This is a genomic window from Bradyrhizobium sp. USDA 4369 (genome assembly GCF_054056435.1).
In genome coordinates this window covers 3,544,737-3,562,980 of the sequence record NZ_JBSRYH010000001.1, presented here as the reverse complement: position 1 = coordinate 3,562,980, position 18,244 = coordinate 3,544,737, and the positions used below count along the sequence as shown (strand labels likewise).

Here is an 18,244-nt window from a genome sequence, read left to right as displayed (position 1 = left end):
GTTGGCCTTCGCACGCTTCCGACGGCGCAAACGGTTCAGGCCGGATGCCGTCCTGCCCGCTGAGGCAGCAACGCGATGCATCCGACGATGAATACCGCGAGTACGGCGGACGCCGCGTATCGACTCAGTGCCATCCCTCCGTTGGAGAGCGGCTTGTCCAGGAAGTCGCCGACCGTTGCACCGAGCGGGCGCGCGAGGATGAAGGCGGCCCAGAACAAAAACGTGCGCGACATGTTCGTCCAAAAGTACGCCGCTGCGACCATCGCCAGCGCGGCTCCGAACACGACGGCGCCGCCGCTGTAGCCAAGTCCCGTAGAGTCCGCCATCCAATCGCCGAGAGCGGTTCCGAGGGTTTGGGAGAACATGATGGTCGCCCAATAAAACACTTCTGCCTTGGGCGTGGTGACGCTTTCGACCGATACGGTCCCCAGCGAGCGGTACCAGACCGCAAGCGACAGCAGCAAAAGAGCGAGGAGGATCGAGCTGCCACCGAGATATCCGATGCCAAGGGACCGGTCCACGAAGTCGGCAAGCGTCGTTCCCGCCGTCGTCGTTGCGACGATGACCGTCCAGTAGAGAAATGGATGGAATTTCTTGGCGCTTATCTGCGCGGCAACGGCGGCGACGAAGATGGCTGCAAAGATCGTCGTGCCGACCAGATAACCCAGATGCATCGACATCGTCACCGCGTCGCCGCCGGTTTCTCCGAGCGTCGTCGCGGCGATCTTTATGATCCAGAACCCGAGCGTGACTGCGGGCACCTTGCTCAGGCTTTCGCCAAGTTGGTCTTTCATGAGAAGTTGCTTTCGATTGAGGCGCGTTTGTTCTTGGCGGAGCCTTCGGCCTATGACCTGCCGACAAGGCGGTCCATCGTGGCGACGACTTCGTCGATCGCGGACTTGCAGGCTGCGAGATCCGGCGAAGCGGCCCGCACAGCGGTGAGCGCGCGGTCGATGGCCTTGTCGACGGTGTGCCAGTCCGCAGCCGCCCGCGGCTTCAATCCGGCTTCCGCCTCGTCCCAGGACGTTTCGAGATCCTTCAGGCGCGCCTTCGCCCCGGCCAGGTCGCCTTTGTCCAACAGCGCCTTGCTGTCGGCGACGACGTTCCGAAAGGAAGTGAGATCCCCCAAATTGGACGAAGCGGCATGCGTCTGGGTAATGCAGGCGACGATAAAAGGTGCCGACAGAATTGCGCTTGACAGCGGACCAGCGCCAAGCAGCGCCGACAGGACGATCCTATGAAGGGTATTTTGGGCAGACATGTTCGATCTCCATTTTTCGAAAGATTTATATTGAATGGCTCACGCCCGTTCGTCCGCGGCCGCCGGCCGGTCGTGCAGGGTGAGGAACGCGACAAGCGCAACGATGACGGTGAGGAAGCCGAGGCTGGTGTAGACGGAACCGAAACCGAGCCCGCCATATTCACGCGATTGCGAAAGCAGGTCGCCGAGCGAAGCTCCGAGAGGCCGCGTCAGGATGTAGCCTATCCAGAAGCAGAGCACCGCATTCGCGCCGAGATAGTACGCCGTCGTGACGGTGGCGATCATTGCGCCGAAGACGACGACGCCGAGCCTGAAGCCAAGCCCCACGGCCTCGGTTGCGAGATCGCCGGCCGCCGTGCCCAAAGCGAACGTCAGAAGGATGGCGGTCCAATAAAAGAGTTCGCGCCGTGCGGTGACGATCGTGTGAATCGAGAGCGTGCGCTCCACGGCATACCAGGCCGCGAAGGTCGCGGCTAAGGCTGCCGCGAATATCGGCGTACTGATGTAGAGGCTTACGCCCATGCCGTCGGTGAGCGCGTCGGTGATCTGGGTCCCGACGACGCTGACGAGCACGACGGTCAGCCAGTAGATCCAGGGAACGTAGCGCGACATCCGCATCTGAAGCGTCAGCGCCACCAATAACAAGATCAGCGTAATCCCGTTCGTGACCGTTTTGCCAAGACCGGCGTGCACGGCGAGGTAGTCGGCCCCGGTCTCGCCGACCGTCGTGGACATGATCTTGATCGCCCAGAAGGCGAGCGTCACTTGCGGAACCTTGTTGAGAGCTTCCGCCACGAGGTTTTTGCTGAAATCCATGTCGTTTCCCTTCGCAGGGCCGTCGGTATTCGTGCGCCCTCCCTCATCGTTAGAGTTGCCGACTTAGCGACGACTTAGAAGGTCCGCCGCTGGGCCGCCCGTGCCGCCGCCAGGCTGAATCGGCTAAGCTGCCGCTAAGTGGCCTGAGTCAGACGTGACGAGGGGCATTTCTGGAGAAGACAAAATGAACAAGCTGAAAACGATCGTTTGCGCCGTCGCTGTGATGACATCGGCGGTGGCTCTCGCGGACAATGCCAAGACGGCGTCCAACGATGCGGGTCCCATTGCGCAAGCCAAGATATCGATGGGAGCCGCCGTCGCCGCTGCCGAAAAACACACCAACGGCAAGGCGGTCCGTGCCGAGTACGAAAAGGGCAAGGACGGCCGGTGGGCCTACGACGTCGAAGTCGCCAGCGGCAGCGACGTGTTCGACGTCAAGGTCGATCCGGACGCCGGCACGATCATCGCATCGACCTAGGATGCGGCGGATGCCGATGACGAGGGTGACAAGGCCGATTGATCGCCGGTACGCTGTAAACGAGGCCGGCGGCGGCATCCGCCGCCGGCCTCCACGGGAACCGAACATGCGCATTCTTCTGATAGAGGACGACCGGATGATCGGAGCGGCCGTGACCCAGGCGCTCAAGGACGCCTCATACGCGGTCGACTGGGTCACGGACGGGGAAACCGCTATCGAGGCAGCCCGGGCCGAGGCCTACGATCTCGCCTTGTTGGACCTGGGCCTCCCTCCTCCGGACGGGACCGAGGTGCTGAGGCAGTTCCGCAAGACCGGACGTCAGTTGCCCGTGATCATTGTGACGGCGCGCGACGCCATCGACGACCGGATCCATGGACTCGACCTCGGGGCGGATGACTACATCGTCAAGCCGTTCGAGATCCGTGAACTTCTCGCGCGCATGCGCGCGATCCTGCGGCGGCAGGGAAGTGGCAGCTCTGCCGTCCTGAGCAACGGCGCAATCAGCCTGGATCCGGCGACCCACGAAGTGGCCCACGCCGGCGAGACGTCGCGTTTGACCGCACGCGAATTCGCACTGCTGCAAGCCCTTCTGCTGCGTCCCGGCACCATCCTGTCGCGCGTCGACCTCGAACGGCATATCTACGGCTGGAACGAGGAGGTCGAAAGCAATGCCGTCGAATTCCTGATCCACGCGATACGCAAGAAGCTCGGCGCCGCGGCCATCCGCAACGTAAGGGGCGTCGGATGGATGGTGGACCGCCCATGTTGATCTCCTCGCTGCGCGGGCGTCTCTTCGTGGGGCTTACCGTCTTCATCGTCGGGGCAGGGCTCGCGGCGGGTTACCTGGCCTTCAGATGGGCATTCGAGGAGGCGATCGAGCTGCAAGATGCCATTCTGCTGCAGGTCGGGTCCGCTGGCGGCAAAAAATCGTCTGACCGATCTTACCTCCGAGGGAAACATCGACGGTGAAGCGCGAGTCGCCATCGAGGAACTGACGCCGCCCCCCGGGGATCCCGCCCCCACAAGTTCCCTTCCCCGCCTACCCCAGGATCTTCGCGACGGCCTCCAGACCGTTAAGCGCGGCCAGGAGCAGTGGCGGATCCTGGTCCGTACGCGAAAGGACGGAAGCCGCGTCGCGGTCGGCCAACCGACGGCCCATCGCGACGAAATTGCCCGGGAGAGCGCGCTGCGGACCATCGTGCCGCTGGGCTTGCTCGTTCCGGGTCTCATGCTGCTGATCGGCATCGTCGTCGATCGAAGCCTGCGCCCTCTTTCCAAACTGGCGGCGCGCCTCGACGCGAAGCAATCGGACCATCTGGAAAAACTGCCGACGGACGGCATTCCGAAGGAGTTGCTTCCTTTCGTCGCCTCCATCAACCGTCTTCTCGACCGTATCGGGACGATGTTCGACAAACAGAGACGGTTCGTCGCCGATGCCGCGCACGAACTCCGCAGTCCTATCACCGCGCTTTCGGTCCAAGCCGAAAATCTGGAGCATGCCGGACTTTCGCAGGACGGACGGGTGCGGCTGGATTCCCTCAGAACCGGAATCCGGCGAACCGCTCATTTGCTTGAGCAGCTTCTTGCGCTGGCGAGATACGATTCGGACGCATCCAGAGAAATGCCGCTAAGCGCGTTCGACCGCATCGTCAAGGAAGTGGTCGCCGATCTGCTGCCGGCCGCCCAGGACCGATCGATCGACTTGGGTTTCGCACGGATCGAGACGGCCTCGGTACGTGGCGAACCCGCTGCCTTGGCGATACTCGTCCGAAACCTGATCGACAACGCACTTCGGCATACGCCGGCAGGCGGTCGGGTGGACCTGAGCCTGTTCCGTCAAAGCGATGCTGTCATCCTCCAGGTCGCCGATACCGGACCGGGCATCCTTGCTTCGGAAATCGACCGGATCTTCGAACCGTTCTTCCGTGGAAGTCGCTCGCGCGGCGATGGGACCGGCCTCGGTCTTTCGATCGTGCGACGCATCGCCGAACGGTGTCACGGTTCGATCCGACTCGAAAACGTCGGGCCACCGGGCGGACACGGGCTAATTGCCAGCGTCAGCTTTCCGGCAGCCCCAGAGACCACTTCCCAAGCCTGATTGGCAAACGTATCGTGTCTACAGGCGACCTGCCTTCGACCTTTTCATCGATAGACAATCCCGGCCGTCCCTATAGTAAGGCACCTTTCAATTGCGGTGACAGTCGACGAAGCAAGGTCGGTCGTATGTGCTTCAATCAGACCACCGTACCGAACAATTTGCCTATTACCGCGGTCGTCGCGAGGGCGAGCGCTCCCCAGAACGTCACGCGTATCGTTGCATGCAGCATGTTCGCGCCTCCTGCCTTCGCTCCGACCGCACCCAAGAGCGCGAGGAAACCTAAAGACGCGGCCGAAACGACCGGAACCAAGGCACTTGCGGGCGCAATAACCACCATGAGCAAGGGCATGGCTGCGCCGATCGAAAACATGGCCGCCGATGCAAGCGCAGCCTGAACCGGCCTGGCCGCCGTCAGCTCGGAAATTCCGAGCTCGTCGTGGGCATGCGCCTTCAATGCGTCCTTGGCCATAAGCTGCTGCGCGACCTGTCGTGCCAGCTCGCGTTCGAGACCCCGCTTGAAGTATATTTCGGTCAACTCCTCGAGTTCAGCTTCCGGGTTCTCACCAAGCTCCCGGCGTTCGCGCGCCAAATCGGCGAGTTCGGTGTCAGACTGGGAACTGACGGAAACATACTCTCCGGCCGCCATCGACATGGCGCCCGCAACAAGCCCCGCAATTCCTGCAAGGAGCACTTCGTTCCGGGTCGCGGCAGCCGCCGCCACACCGACAATGAGGCTGGCTGTCGAGATAATCCCATCGTTGGCTCCCAGAACTGCCGCCCTCAGCCACCCGATGCGCTCGATAAGATGGTACTCTGTATGTTGACGAAGACGGATCATTCAATTGTTTCCTTTCGGCTCCGAAGTCGAACACAGTCAAAAGAGATCCGAGATCCGCCGTAAAGCGACCACGGACAAGCAAACCGATTGCGGCTTGCAGACGGCGGCGCTCTTCCGGTCTTCCCGATCCGCGTCGGTTCTTGGCAGGGCCCGCATCGTCATCGCGCGCTCATCCTGGCGTGTTAGATCCCACTTAAGTCCTTTCGACCGAGGTGGTGTCAGCTCTCGCCGTCGTCAAATCTTACCCCTATACGCCGAACCTTCCGCCAAATGACGCTGCAAGGGCGCTTGACACGATCCGACTCGATCAACAGGGTGAACTTAAGTGGTATGCCGACTGGGCTTTCGACCTCCAATGCCGCGCCCATTTGAAATATTACGGTACGGTGCAGTCGACCACTGCGCCGTCGAAGAGTATCTTACCGGCTTTTGGAACGCGATGTCGCGATGCTATCCGCTTGTCGTTCATTTCGAATACCAAAGTGCTTTCATTAGAGTCCGCACGTCGCACGCCTTTACCGGGGTCGGCGCAGGTTGGTTGCAATCGACCAGCCAAACAGATCCTCGCCACAAATCGTTAGGCGCGTGCTGATTGTCCGCCCCATGGGCGACAAGACGGCCCACGATGACGCCGCAGCGACACCTGCGGCGCCGACAATGTCCAAAGGGAATGGGCGGCGAGGTAGACCCGGGCCCAGCCTACCGAGAGCCCGAGGGCGGCGGCTAGGGCCCCGGCACGACGTGCAGGCGTTGAGGCGGACGCCCAGAGGGCCAAACCCATCGCAAAGAGTACGGTGCTGTGATCGCTTGGGAAAGAACTATCCGGAGCGTGATTGAGGAAGTTTCGGTTCTGCAGGACGGCGAAAGGCCGGGGATGCATCCAGAACGATGAAATAGCCACGGCCAACGCCAGCGCCAGAAGAGTGGAGAGACCGCCATCTACGGCAGCCCGCCGTTCCGCATGCGCCCCGAAAATCCAGAGGAGGACGAGCATGAAAGGGCCGAGGTAGATGGCCGACTGAGCCAGCACCATCGCAACGGTGAGTGACGCACCTTTAAGCGTTGGCGCCGCCGCAATTGCTTCGAAAACGCGATGGTTGAGAGTTTCGAACATTAGGATCCGGATGGCGTGCATGGGCCATGGTTTGCGCCTCAGAACACGTTCAGACTTAGGACAGAATTAGGAGCTGCCGCACTTGAGATAATCGAACAAGTGCAGGCCCCCTCACGCATTTGACAAGATTAGAATCGCCTATTCATCAACTCGTTCATGCTGTTGATTTTTGGTGATTTGCACGCGAGTTGGTTCTTACGATGTCTGCCGGCGATATTTTGATTTCGAACTTAAGTTCGGCATTTTGCGGAACGATCGTAGCGATCTTCGCCGCAGGCGTTATTACGCCGCCAACGCTATGGACAGACAGTTCGTTCACATAACCCGACACGGGATAACGAATTTCAGTACGTGAAAGACGATCCTCGATCGCCAATTTGCGCTCGCTCAGTTCAGAACGCGCGCGTCCGCAGTCCGCAAGTCACGCTGCGCCTCGGTGCTGGCGTTCTGGTCGACAGCGATGATCTGTACCCTGATTTCGGTGGCGCGGACCTTGGCGCGGGCAATGCCGGCCGATATTTCGCCCCGCTCCCCCAGTATCCGCGCCCAATCACGGTGCGCGGAGTAGACGCGCGTATACTCCACAACTTTCTTTTCGAAGAGGAAATCCAGCTTGTCGCGCTCTGCTCCAACTAGTTTAATCTCCGTCACCAGCGCTTCCCGTCAACCTCCAAATCCCGTTGATACTTGCGCGGGTTTGCGGGCTGTTCGCTTCGCCAGGCCGTAAATGGCGCCGGAAGTCCGGCACCATTTGTATTTTACGAGGTCGCCTCGCGTAGCTTACATGCACCTGAGATTCCTTTCCAAAATTTAATTCACTCGCCTCCTCTTCGTTTCATTCCATACGCGTTTAACCGCTAAATTACGAATCCAATGCGATCGGATTGAAAAGATGAAGAGAGGAATTGCGGTCTTGGCTTGCCTCAGCGCCCTCACCTTGGTCGTGTATCTTGTTATAAGCGAATGGGGGATTCGGCACGAGACGCTCAATTTGTACGACGCAGCGCGACAACGGCCCATAGCGGTCGATCTGGCGGTGCGGCGAGACTACGAGATAGAGGCAAATGCCGGTTACTGGAAGCTGCCGCCGGCAATCATCAGCAACGGAAATACCGTCAAGAACACCGAATATTCATTTTTGGCTAACGTTCTTGCGGCGAGAGGCTACCTGGTCGCAAGCATTCAGCAGGATCTCCGTACCGATCCGCCATTGATGACCAAAGTCGGGCTGCCATATGTCGGTCGGCGGGAGGTTTATGAACGCGGAGAAGCAAACATCCTCTTTGTACTGAATCAATTGAAGAAGTTGCAGCCGAACGCCGAGTACCGGCATCTCACCTTGGTCGGACACTCCAACGGCGGAGATGTCTCCATGTTCTGCGCCAAGCATCATCCGGAGCTGGTATCGAAAGTTATCACGCTCGATAATTTGCGGGTTCCCTTCGTGCTCCGCACGAAACTGCAGATTCTTTCATTTCGTTCAAAAGACCCCAACTTCAAGACTGATCCAGACGTTTTGCCGACAGCCCAACAGGCGAAGGCGGACGGGATCGAGATTATCCGTACCAAATTTCAGCACACCGACATGAGCGATCGCGGGCCCGACCCCGTAAAGAAGCAAATTCAGGCGACGCTGGATCGCTTTCTTGGCGAAAGAGCCGCCAGCGCGCTCACGCCGGCGATACCGACAAGCTGATCGTTAGTCCCGAGCCGCCAAACGCATACTGCGGCCACGCCAGTACCATGACAAAAATTGTCGGATCATGACACACGGGTTGCTTCATGACCTCTGAATTAGAGAGAGCGCTCAACGCTCACCCCGGTCCGCCGAAACGCGCTGAGCGCCCGGTCAAGCGACGCCACGATCCGGCGGGTCTGCTGGCGTCGATGTCGGGGGCGCGCCCTGCCACGAACACTGCATCTTGATTGACGATTTGAGCCGCCAGATCCAAGTATGTGAAAAAATCTCGACATAGCGATTCAACGTCGGTCCAGTTCTGGCCAGCCAGCGCCGAAGCATCTCGAGCTGGCGTCCGAATGCGTCGTCGCCGGGCGGGTCAATAGCGGTCATCGCGTTGCGGCGTTACGGGGACGAATGACCTAGCGCGGTATCGACGGGGATAGTCAAAGAAATCAAGTTGCCTCCCCTATATCGAGGTTATCGCAACATTTCCCGAAGGGGCATCTTTTTAGATCGATGAAATACGTGGGGCCAATGGATCGGCATATCTTCGACGGCAGGTTAGCCAGCGCCCAGCGCGCGAGCGATGTTGTAGGCGAAGAAGCTCGCGGTATAAGCGAGCGCGAACATGTAAGCGAAAGTGATCGCCATCCACTTCCAACTGCCGGTTTCGCGGCGGATGACTGCCAGGGTCGAGGCACATTGCGGCGCGAAAATATACCAGAGCAGCAGCGACAACGCCGTCGCGAGACTCCATTTGGCGGCGAGCACCTGTCCGATCTGGTCGGCGGCTTCCTTGCCGCCCTCGATCGCATAGACGGTGCCGAGTGCTGCGACCGCGACTTCACGCGCTGCCATGCCCGGGATCAACGCGACGACGATCTGCCAGTTGAAGCCCAGGGGCGCGAACAATGGTTCCAGGGCTTTGCCGATCATGGCGGCGAAGCTGTAGTTGATAGCGGGATCCTGTGCGCCAACCGGAGCCAACGGAAACGACGCCAGAGCCCAGATCAGCACCATCATCGAAAAGATCGTGGTGCCGGCTCGCTGCAAAAACATCTTCGTCCGCATATAGAAGCCGATAGCAATGCTACGAGCGCGCGGCAGCTTGTAGTCCGGCAGTTCCAGCATGAAGGGCGCCGGCGCGTAGTCGCGCCACATAAAGAACTTGATCAGGAATGAAACGCCCAATGCGCTGGCGATGCCCGCCTTATAGAGACCGAACATCACCAGCCCGCGCAGATTGACCCAGCCCCAGACCAGCTGGTCGGGGATGAAAGCGGAAAAGATCAGCGTATAAACCGGAATGCGTGCCGAACAAGTCATCAGCGGCGCGATCAGGATGGTGGTTAGCCAGTCGCGCCGATTGTCGATCACCCGCGTTGCCATGATACCGCGGATCGCGCAGTCGAAACTTGAAAGCAGCGGAATGAAAGCGCGGCCGTGCAGGCCGGCGCCGCCCATGATGCGATCCATCAAGAACGCCGCGCGCGCCATGTAGCCGAAATCCTCGAGCAGCAAAATGAACAGGAAGATGATGATAATCTGCGGCAGGAATACGATGAGGCTGCCTACGCCGGAAATTGCTCCGTTCTGCAGGAAGCTTTGCAGCAAGCCTCCGGGCAACGTGTCGTGTACCATACGGCCCAACAGGGTAAAGGCGGACGACAAAAGCTCCATTAGCGGCTGCGCCCATGCGCACACCGCCTGGAACATCACGAACAGAATCGATGCGAGTATAGCAAGACCCGTCACCGGATCCAGCACCACGGCGTCGATCCGCGTGGTCCAGGTGTCGGGCTTTGTCGGCAGGCCGATGGTGGCCGCGATAATGCGGTCCGCCTCGCGTTGGGTGGCTCGCAGTTCGGCGACAGCGAGCGGCTGCCAGAAATTTTGCTGCGACGCCACTGGCGCCTGCGATTCGAATGAGTTCGTCGATACGACGCAAGAGATCGGTGGCGCCACCCTTGCGCACCGCGATCGAGGTCACAACTGGGATATCCAAGGCCTCGGACAAGCGCGCGACATCGACGGTGACGCCACGTCGGGTGGCGATGTCGAACATATTGAGCACCAGCATTAGTGGTCGCCCGGCGCGTTTGCGTTCGAGCGCCAGACGAATGGTCAGCCGCAGATTGGTGGAATCGGCCACGCAGAGAACCAGATCGGGCAGCGCTTCGCCTGCCGTACGACCAAGCACGATGTCGCGGGTGATTTCTTCATCAGGACTGCGACCGCGCAGAGAATAGGTGCCAGGCAGATCGACCATCGATACCGGACGTCCGAGCGGAGTGACGAAAGAGCCTTCCTTGCGCTCTACCGTAACGCCTGGATAGTTCGCGACTTTTTGGCGGCTTCCGGTCAGCGCATTGAACAGCGAAGTCTTGCCGCTGTTTGGCGTGCCGACCAAAGCGAGATGCATCAACGGGGCTTCCATGGCGGTATACCATTCTATCAGGCGACGATAATGGCCATCGCCTCGCGCCGCCGCACCGCGATCGTCACGTTCTCGACCTGGACAGCGATCGGGTCGCGCCCGACGATGCCCTCGTGCAGCAGCTCGACTTTGGCGCCTTCGACAAAGCCGTGTTCGATCAAGCGGCTTTCGAGTTCGTCGCCAGACAACGCGGAATCCACATTCTTGGCCTGGATTGCATGAATGAGACCCGAAAATCCGCGGGGTGCAGTTCCGAGCGGCAGCACGGGCCGACGTTGTTGATACTGACCGTTAGACATCATCCTTATTTGCAATCGCTGACGGTAAGGTCAAGCGAGCGACGGTCATCATGATGGCACCTTAGAAGGACTGTAATCGGGAGCGTGGAAACAGAACCGCAGCGAAAAATGGCGATACCCTGTGGCCAATGGAATAGCGCTGGTCTATCGGAAACCACGATGGAAAGCTGCCAGAAACGAGTCGCGCACGGATTCGCATCCCTTCACCCACCCAAATAATTTTCCAGCCTGCGGGCAGACTTAAGAAAGCTTTAATCGGGGAATGTATGATAGCCTGGTACGGCGATCCCCGTGCAATTCGTGGTCGCGACCTGGAGAGGCGTTATGGGCAAATTCGCTTTGGTTGTAGTGGCTGTTACATTGGCTGCGGGTCCACTTTTATTGCCGGCGCCTGCAACAGCGGAGAACGGTCAAATCGCCGCTGGCGTAGTGGGCGGACTCATCGGCGGGGCGCTGCTCGGCGGCGCCCTGGCGCGTCCTGCTCCTCCACCGCCGGTCTATTACGCGCCAGAGCCGGTCTACGTCGACGAACCAGTTTGCCGATTGGTTCGCGAGCGCTACTGGGATGGGTATGGCTGGCAAATTCGGCGAGTCGAGATCTGCAATTGATCGCGCATTCTCTGCGGACCTGCTTGGACGAACCAAAGTCAAGACAGCCGCAATGAGGCACGTGGCAACCTCGCGGCCAGCAGCCGCTTCGGAGTTCCACCCGCCGCCGGTTAAGACCGCCCTTATCGGACAATTCTACCCGCAAAACTATCCTATCATAGCGGGACCTTGTTCGGCCACAGGCTCCACGCCCGCCTCGGGTTGGGAAATATTCACTACCAGCAATGCCTTCGCTCATCGCGCGATAGCGGACGTCCCACACCGGCCTGCGATTCTGCGCAATGGAAGCGCAAGATAAACATTTTCCAATCCATGGCTGCGTCTTGTCGCGTGCTTGCTGCCCACCTCTCGGGTGGCAGGTCGACTTTTGCCGGTCGAGGAAGTCACCCGGACGTCGCTGGTGTTAGTTAGCGTCACTGCCACTTGTCGGAGCAATCCTGGCGATGCGATTTCGGCGTTTCGGCGGGCTAACAAGACAGACGTGATCCAACATCCGCCTGCCGGCTATCGCCGGATCACCCGCAACTCAAAGGCACAACCGACCGGTGATGCTCACTCGTTCGTTATCGACGACTTGCACCGTTGGCAATGAACGCATTCGTCGTCGTCGGTGAACCGCATTGGCAGCTACAGCGTCAGGATCTACATTGATAGACAAGTAACGTATGAACCTTCTTCCATGCTTGGTCCATTTTGCAATTCGTATTACTTGAGTATTTTTCCCATACGTCAAGCGGCCCGTGGCGGGAAAACTAAGATCAATACTCCCGATAAATCCGATACCGAGGCTGTGAATAATAGTAGTTGTACCGCGGGGCCGGTCGATACTCATGGGAGTATTCGTGCGAATCACGAAGTTCTTGATGATAGCCGCGATGGTCACGGCGGCTTTCGAAACCTTCCTCATGCGCCCGTTCGTGTCTGTCAGACAATCGGTCGTGAAGCTGTTCATGGCCAGCGCTATGACGACCATAGTCGTCGTACGCAAACGCGGGAAAGGCAGGAAGGCTAAACAGCAGAATGAGTGACGTTGTCAGAGCCTTATTTGGGATCACGGTTTGTCTCCATCATGAAAAGCGCAACGGGATCGAGGCAGAAGGTTGATCTAGCTGAGATTCTAATGTCGTAATTATGAACTTGCCCGGAACAGTCCATTTACGAGCCATTAATCTTCAGGCTGGGCCGAAAGAGCAAGCTGCTCGTTCGTATTGCGCAGGAACGATCACCAGGCGAGGTGAAAATCGCATGCGCGTCTCTCAGATGCGCATGCCGCGAATGTCATCGGAAAAATAGTTCCTTCCATTCAGGCACCTATCTCGCCTCGTCTGGATGCTTTCCTGCCCTTTGCGGCAATATCAGAATGCAGGCGACGATAAACGCCGCTAGAATGGCCGAAGCATAGAAGCGGCCGAATGCGAACCCGCCGGCGGAAAGCGGCTTGTCGAGGAGATCGCCTACCGTGGCGCCCAAAGGCCGCGTTAGGATGAATGCGGCCCAGAACAGCAAGGTGTGCGAGATATTCGTGTAGAAATAGGCCGCCACGATCACCGCAAGGCCGGCCGCGAAAATCAAGGCTCCGTATTCGTAGCCGAGGCCGAGCCCATACCGGTCGCTGCCAGCCATCCAATCGCCGAGCGCCGTTCCCAAGGTTTGGGAAAACAGGATCGTGGTCCAGTAGAACATCTCGACCTTGGGCGACGTGATGGTATCCGCCGATACAGACCCAACCGACCAGTACCATACGCCAAGGGAAGCCATGAGAAGCACGAACAGAAGCGAAGTCCCCCCTGGATAACCAATGCCAAGGGAGCGGTCGGCAAAATCGGCCATCGTCGTGCCCGCTGTCGTGGTCGCAACGATCACGGCCCAATAAAGGAAGGGATGGAATTTTTTCACAGATACCTGGGCGGCGATGGCTGCAACAAAGATGCCGATAAAGATCGCGCTGCCGATCGCGTAGCCAAGATGCATCGACATCGAGACGGCATCACCGGCGGTCTCGCCGAGCGTCGTTGCGGCGATCTTGATGACCCAAAAACCCAAAGTGACTGCTGGAACTTTGCTTGAACGAAGATCTATGACACCGGCTGTCTTGCGAAGAGCTTCCATATTGATCAACCTATTGGGGGGGTCGAGAATCGTCGGCCACATTTTGTTGTGCTTAGTCCGTTGCGTAATGTCACGAACTGAATCGCGGACGTCTGGATGGATCTGTCCGGCGGGTGGTTAGCCTGACAGACTTAGGCGCGAATTAGCCCGCTGATACGACAAAAAAAGGTCCGAAGTGACCATGGTCCGGGACACATTCGCTGCATGATCCAGCCGCGGGAGACGAAGATATGCACGACGGCCGCAACAACGTGGATGGCGGTGGCAATCCATCGGATGAAAACAACGACCTGGTTGCAAGATGTCTCTTTGTCTCTCAGAGATCAATTGCAGGGTCTTCCCCGCCCTGCAATTTTTCCTTCACGTGCAAGCGGCGTATCTTAGGATGCTGTGGATTATTTCAACTTCAAGCCAGCCTTCGTCATCCCTTCCGCGATCGCGCTGTGACAGGTCTTGTCATCGTCCTTTTTTAATGCCGTTACGGCTTTCGTCTTTGCGTCGTCTAACGCGGTTTTTGCGACAGGGGTGAGATTCGGGGCCTTGAAGGCTTGTTCCAGTTGGAGCAGATCGCTCTCGCAGTCCGCCCGTGCGGCGCCGGTCAATGCAACGCCGATCGTGGCTGAGAGCAATGCGATTTTTAGAGGATTGTGCTTCATCGGGGTATCCTTTTTAAAGTGAAGGTGGGCCAGATTGCAACAAGCGTTGCCGGTGCTTGAGGCCGAAGTGGCGCCGGACTTCGGCCGGTTTCGTCATCAGGCTTCTGCTGACGCCTGCTCGATGCGGTCGAATCGACTGATCGTCAGGAAGATGACCAGCGCGAGAATGGCGGCGAGGAAGATGAGACTCGTGGTGACCGTGCCCCAGCCCAATCCGCCTGCGATCACGGGCTTGGCGAGAAAGTCGCCGATCGAGGCGCCGAGCGGACGGGTCATGATGTAAGCAAGCCAAAACGAGAGGATCGCGTCCATCTTCACTGCCCGATAAAGTAGCACAATGATGCCGATCAACGCGGCGAAGACGATCGCAGTGGGCCCATATCCCAGATTGAGTTTCTCCGCGATCAGATCGCCTGCCGACGTGCCCATGGCGAACGTGAACAGGATCGCCGCCCAATAGAACAGCTCGCGCCGCGTCGTAAAGATCGTGTGAATCGACAGCGTCTTTTCACTGCGGTACCAGAGTGCGAACACGACTGCGAGGGTCGATCCGAACGCGATGGAAGTGGTAGTCAGGCTAATTCCCATGCCGTCAACCAGATTGTCCGAGATCAGCGTGCCAACGACGCTGATCAGAACGACCGTGACCCAATACAACGGCGGCATGTAACGTTTCGCCCGAACCTGAAAGATCAGCGCCAGGATGAAGACCGCGCTCATCACATAGGATGTGATCGTCAGGCCAAGATTGAGCCTGGTCGATAGAAGATCTGCGGCCGTTTCGCCAACTGTCGTCGCCAGCACTTTGATGATCCAGAAATAGATCGTGACTTCTGGCACTTTGTTCAGCAGCGCCGGCTCACTCGCTTCGGTTCGGTTCATACAATCACTCCGAGTTTTCTTTCAAGAGCCGGCGGGCACGCTGCGGTGCTGACGCATATATGCCAGTGCGTTATGTTGGAAAGTGTAAGGTGCAAGACTTAGTAGCGAATGAGGACGTCGACGATGGCCAGAACCCAATAAGGCATCCGTATGCGCGGAAACAGTCTGTCCAGATCACGCCGGCGTCGGCGCCACGGATAGCGGCGACAGCTCTAGTGCTGAATTCGATTTCCGGCGACCAAGAGCATCGATCCCGTGCTGGAGTGCGGGGTGCGGACAGACCCGTTCAATGTACCGTCGTTGGGGGCGACAGCGCGATACGCAAGCTCAGATCCGCCCGCAGTGAACGAGTACATCAGGAGAATTAGGAGCGAATGAGGGTGGACGCACAACAGCCCGGGGGGAGACACGAATTTAACGCAGGACATTGACAAAGAAGCGGTCGCGCCTTTTGATCACAATAGCACCACCGTTTAGAGTGCGACCGTCATGAGCGGCAAACGACCTGAAACACCAGAAAGTAAGAAAATGCGCGAACGGGCCAGAATGTGTCACCGTCTCGCCGTGGGCGCCGACGATCCGGCGTTTACCCTTAAGCTAAATGCGCTCGCAGAAGAATACGAGGCGATGGCAGTCCAAGCGGAGGCAACAGCGGCTTCTGACAAAAAGTGAGTTTTCAAGCTGGCCGTTACGCCGCGCAACACGAACGGTGTTCGTGCAGTAACATCGTGACCGTTCTTGCGCGACCTTTAAGTTAGCATCCACGCCCTGCTGCGGCAAACAACCAGGGCTTTGTTTACCCCAAACGGTCGCGGGACGAGAAGCTAACTACATCATTAGCGCTGATTGAGAGATCCTTCGTCCAGTAAAGCTGATACGCGTACCCGAAGACCAGCGCGGTCGGCCCGATTCTCGATCTGGATCGCGAAACCATGGCGCGTTGCCACAGCATCGGCGATCGACAACCCAAGTCCACTGCCTTCGACATCAAGCGGTGCCGCGCGGAAGAAACGGTCAAACAGGCGCGGAATATCGGCCTTCGCGACCCCGCAGCCGGTATCCAGAATCTCGACCGCGACCGAATTCCCGTTTTGTCGTACCGAAACGTCAACCGATCCACCGGCCGGCGTGTAGCGAATCGCATTGTCAACAAGGTTGCCAAACAACATTTTCAGATCGGCGGGCCAGCCCTGAACAACGACAGTGTCGCGCGCAGCGATGCCGAGATCGACCCCCTTTGCGTCGGCGAGGGGAACAAAGTCTGCGACGCATTGCGTGACGAGTTCAGAGAGGTCAACTGTCTCTCGTCGCGCTTCGCCGTTCGCGTTCTCCGAACGGGCCAAACGGAGTAATTGCTCCACCAGTGCGGTGGCTCGGCTGACGCCAGCGAGCAGTTCCGAGATCAACGAAGATTGATCGTTGCCCGCGTTCGCGCGCAGATTGTCGATCTGGATGTGTAGCGCCGCCAAAGGCGTCCGCAATTCATGAGCGGCATCCGAGACGAAACGTTTCTGCTGTTCGAGCGCATGTTGGAGGCGATTGGTCAGGACGTTCATGGCCTCGACCATCGGCCGAACCTCAGACGGCACGCCGGCGACCGGAATTTGTTCGCGGCTATCGACGCCACGCTCCGCGATCTCGGCGGCAACGTCCTTCAGCCGCCCGAGCACCTGGCCGAGCGCCCATCCGACGATCAGCCAGGCCAAAGGAATAAGAATGAGAATGGGCGCTCCTGCCTGAATCGCGGCAGCTTCGGCCATTTCCTGACGCACGCTCATGCGTTGGGCTACCTGAACCGAACGGCGGGCGTCGCCAGCCAGGTAGACGCGCCAGTCTTCGCCATTCGCTTGGATTGTGGCGTAGCCTGGTTTTGAAAGGCGCGGTAGGTCGATGCCGCTCGGCGAATTTCGCATCGCTTCGCCAGCTGGATTCCAGATCGCGATGACGAATTCATCCTCCGGATCGTGCTTCGCGCCAGGCGCTTCGGCATTGGCGAGGCCGATGCCTGCGTTGAGCGCGATCTGACGTAACTGACCGTCGAGAAAGTCGGCTGCTTCGCGCCGCGCCAGGTCGTAAGAAACGAAGAAGGCCAATACACCGACAACCGTGAGCAGTGCGGTCATCCATATCAGGGCGGTGCGCCGCAGCGACGTCATGACGCTCCCTTGAGAACTATCCAGCCCGCGCCGCGCACATTGCGAATGATATCCTTGTCGAACTTCTTGCGAATGGAGTGGATCAGAACGTCGATCGCATTGCTTTCCACCTCATCGCCCCAACCGTAAATCCGTTCCTCGATTTCGCTACGCGACAGGATGACGCCGGGACGTTCGACGAGTACGCGCATCAGCGCGAATTCGCGCGCCGGCAGAATAACTGCCGTATTTCGATAGATCAGTTCATGGGTTGCGAGGTCGAGTGCGATCTCCCCAGCCTGCAAAACGGATTGGGCTGCGCCCCCATGGCGTCGCAAGACGGCCCGCATGCGGGAGACCAATTCGCGCATCTCGAAGGGCTTGATGACATAGTCATCGGCGCCGAGGTCGAGACCCGCAACGCGGTCGTCGAGACCGTCGCGCGCCGTGACCACGAGAACAGGAACGCGATTACCGGCGCGCCGCGCCGCGCGCAAAAGATCGAGTCCGAATTGATCCGGTAGCCCGAGGTCCAGGAGGACAAGCGCATGGCCGCCCATGGCCAAAGCCTCCGCCCCGTCGGCGCCGTTGCGCACCCAATCAACCGCCATGCCCTCGCGGCTCAAAGCCACCGACAGGCTGCTGCCGATCATACGATCATCCTCGATCAGTAAGACGCGCATCAACATTCTTTCGTATCAGATGACAGGCGCTCCGGCGGAACCAAGCGAAGATTCATGAGCATTTTCAGCAGCTTGGGAGCCAAGATTTGAAACGCTTTGCCCATTCTCTGGGTCGCCGCACCAGCGCCCCGCCCAGCCTTCGTACGAG

Annotated in this window: 19 protein-coding genes and 1 pseudogene; 6 read left to right on the top strand and 14 right to left on the bottom strand. The window is 58.9% G+C overall.

What is annotated here, in order from left to right:
- Window positions 1-35 precede the first annotated feature (35 nt).
- From ACVIJ6_RS16170 to ACVIJ6_RS16160, 3 genes are read right to left on the bottom strand one after another with little or no spacing between them, the layout of a single operon-like run.
- Complete coding sequence (locus ACVIJ6_RS16170; RefSeq protein ID WP_456773498.1) at window positions 36-794, bottom strand: COG4705 family protein; 759 nt, start codon at window positions 792-794, stop codon at window positions 36-38.
- A gap of 50 nt (window positions 795-844) precedes the next feature.
- On the bottom strand, window positions 845-1,261 hold the full coding sequence (locus ACVIJ6_RS16165; RefSeq protein WP_425988397.1) for a histidine kinase: 417 nt from the start codon (window positions 1,259-1,261) through the stop codon (window positions 845-847).
- 39 nt (window positions 1,262-1,300) lie between these two features.
- Window positions 1,301-2,077 (bottom strand): COG4705 family protein, encoded by a 777-nt coding sequence (locus ACVIJ6_RS16160; protein ID WP_425988400.1) that lies wholly within the window; start codon window positions 2,075-2,077, stop codon window positions 1,301-1,303.
- 184 nt (window positions 2,078-2,261) lie between these two features.
- Here ACVIJ6_RS16160 and ACVIJ6_RS16155 point away from each other — a divergent pair, with 184 nt between their 5' ends.
- The 3 genes from ACVIJ6_RS16155 (at window position 2,262) to ACVIJ6_RS16145 (ending at window position 4,653) form a co-directional block, all read left to right on the top strand.
- A complete protein-coding gene (locus tag ACVIJ6_RS16155; RefSeq protein ID WP_456773497.1) occupies window positions 2,262-2,555 on the top strand; it encodes a PepSY domain-containing protein in 294 nt (97 codons plus the stop codon).
- A gap of 106 nt (window positions 2,556-2,661) precedes the next feature.
- Window positions 2,662-3,324, top strand: coding sequence for a response regulator transcription factor (locus ACVIJ6_RS16150; RefSeq protein ID WP_425988406.1), 663 nt, complete (start codon window positions 2,662-2,664; stop codon window positions 3,322-3,324).
- A gap of 117 nt (window positions 3,325-3,441) precedes the next feature.
- The gene (locus tag ACVIJ6_RS16145; protein ID WP_456773496.1) at window positions 3,442-4,653 is read left to right on the top strand and encodes an ATP-binding protein; all 1,212 of its coding nucleotides are present in this window, start codon (window positions 3,442-3,444) and stop codon (window positions 4,651-4,653) included.
- Between the two features lie 136 nt (window positions 4,654-4,789).
- On the opposite strand, the gene ACVIJ6_RS16140 is transcribed toward ACVIJ6_RS16145, so the two are convergent.
- The 4 genes from ACVIJ6_RS16140 to ACVIJ6_RS16125 form a co-directional block, all read right to left on the bottom strand.
- The gene (locus ACVIJ6_RS16140; RefSeq protein WP_425988412.1) at window positions 4,790-5,491 is read right to left on the bottom strand and encodes a VIT1/CCC1 transporter family protein; all 702 of its coding nucleotides are present in this window, start codon (window positions 5,489-5,491) and stop codon (window positions 4,790-4,792) included.
- A gap of 577 nt (window positions 5,492-6,068) precedes the next feature.
- A complete protein-coding gene (locus ACVIJ6_RS16135) occupies window positions 6,069-6,485 on the bottom strand; it encodes a phosphatase PAP2 family protein (protein ID WP_456777000.1) in 417 nt (138 codons plus the stop codon).
- Window positions 6,486-6,759: 274 nt separating this feature from the next.
- Window positions 6,760-6,981 (bottom strand): HlyD family efflux transporter periplasmic adaptor subunit, encoded by a 222-nt coding sequence (locus ACVIJ6_RS16130; protein ID WP_425988417.1) that lies wholly within the window; start codon window positions 6,979-6,981, stop codon window positions 6,760-6,762.
- A gap of 11 nt (window positions 6,982-6,992) precedes the next feature.
- Window positions 6,993-7,256 (bottom strand): hypothetical protein, encoded by a 264-nt coding sequence (locus ACVIJ6_RS16125; RefSeq protein WP_425988420.1) that lies wholly within the window; start codon window positions 7,254-7,256, stop codon window positions 6,993-6,995.
- Window positions 7,257-7,497: 241 nt separating this feature from the next.
- On the opposite strand from ACVIJ6_RS16125, the gene ACVIJ6_RS16120 reads away from it, so the two are divergent.
- Window positions 7,498-8,301, top strand: a complete 804-nt coding sequence (locus tag ACVIJ6_RS16120; protein ID WP_425988423.1) for an alpha/beta hydrolase — start codon at window positions 7,498-7,500, stop codon at window positions 8,299-8,301.
- 546 nt (window positions 8,302-8,847) lie between these two features.
- On the opposite strand, the pseudogene feoB reads toward ACVIJ6_RS16120, so the two are convergent.
- A pseudogene (gene feoB, locus ACVIJ6_RS16115) lies at window positions 8,848-10,723 on the bottom strand (ferrous iron transporter B).
- A gap of 17 nt (window positions 10,724-10,740) precedes the next feature.
- Complete coding sequence (locus tag ACVIJ6_RS16110; protein ID WP_425988426.1) at window positions 10,741-11,025, bottom strand: FeoA family protein; 285 nt, start codon at window positions 11,023-11,025, stop codon at window positions 10,741-10,743.
- 321 nt (window positions 11,026-11,346) lie between these two features.
- On the opposite strand from ACVIJ6_RS16110, the gene ACVIJ6_RS16105 reads away from it, so the two are divergent.
- Window positions 11,347-11,631, top strand: a complete 285-nt coding sequence (locus ACVIJ6_RS16105) for a hypothetical protein (RefSeq protein WP_425988429.1) — start codon at window positions 11,347-11,349, stop codon at window positions 11,629-11,631.
- 1,311 nt (window positions 11,632-12,942) lie between these two features.
- Here ACVIJ6_RS16105 and ACVIJ6_RS16100 read toward each other — a convergent pair.
- The 3 genes from ACVIJ6_RS16100 to ACVIJ6_RS16090 all read right to left on the bottom strand — a co-directional run bounded on the left by ACVIJ6_RS16100 (window position 12,943) and on the right by ACVIJ6_RS16090 (window position 15,278).
- Window positions 12,943-13,740 (bottom strand): COG4705 family protein, encoded by a 798-nt coding sequence (locus ACVIJ6_RS16100; RefSeq protein WP_456776999.1) that lies wholly within the window; start codon window positions 13,738-13,740, stop codon window positions 12,943-12,945.
- A gap of 395 nt (window positions 13,741-14,135) precedes the next feature.
- Window positions 14,136-14,396 (bottom strand): hypothetical protein, encoded by a 261-nt coding sequence (locus tag ACVIJ6_RS16095; RefSeq protein ID WP_456773495.1) that lies wholly within the window; start codon window positions 14,394-14,396, stop codon window positions 14,136-14,138.
- A gap of 96 nt (window positions 14,397-14,492) precedes the next feature.
- Complete coding sequence (locus ACVIJ6_RS16090; protein WP_425988438.1) at window positions 14,493-15,278, bottom strand: COG4705 family protein; 786 nt, start codon at window positions 15,276-15,278, stop codon at window positions 14,493-14,495.
- A gap of 489 nt (window positions 15,279-15,767) precedes the next feature.
- Here ACVIJ6_RS16090 and ACVIJ6_RS16085 point away from each other — a divergent pair, with 489 nt between their 5' ends.
- The gene (locus tag ACVIJ6_RS16085) at window positions 15,768-15,950 is read left to right on the top strand and encodes a hypothetical protein (RefSeq protein ID WP_425988440.1); all 183 of its coding nucleotides are present in this window, start codon (window positions 15,768-15,770) and stop codon (window positions 15,948-15,950) included.
- Between the two features lie 164 nt (window positions 15,951-16,114).
- Here the strand turns inward: ACVIJ6_RS16085 and ACVIJ6_RS16080 are convergent, their stop codons facing one another.
- A complete protein-coding gene (locus ACVIJ6_RS16080) occupies window positions 16,115-17,434 on the bottom strand; it encodes an ATP-binding protein (RefSeq protein ID WP_456773494.1) in 1,320 nt (439 codons plus the stop codon).
- Window positions 17,431-18,096 (bottom strand): response regulator, encoded by a 666-nt coding sequence (locus tag ACVIJ6_RS16075; RefSeq protein WP_425988446.1) that lies wholly within the window; start codon window positions 18,094-18,096, stop codon window positions 17,431-17,433. Before ACVIJ6_RS16075 ends, ACVIJ6_RS16080 begins: the two co-directional genes overlap by 4 nt.
- Window positions 18,097-18,244: the final 148 nt, after the last annotated feature.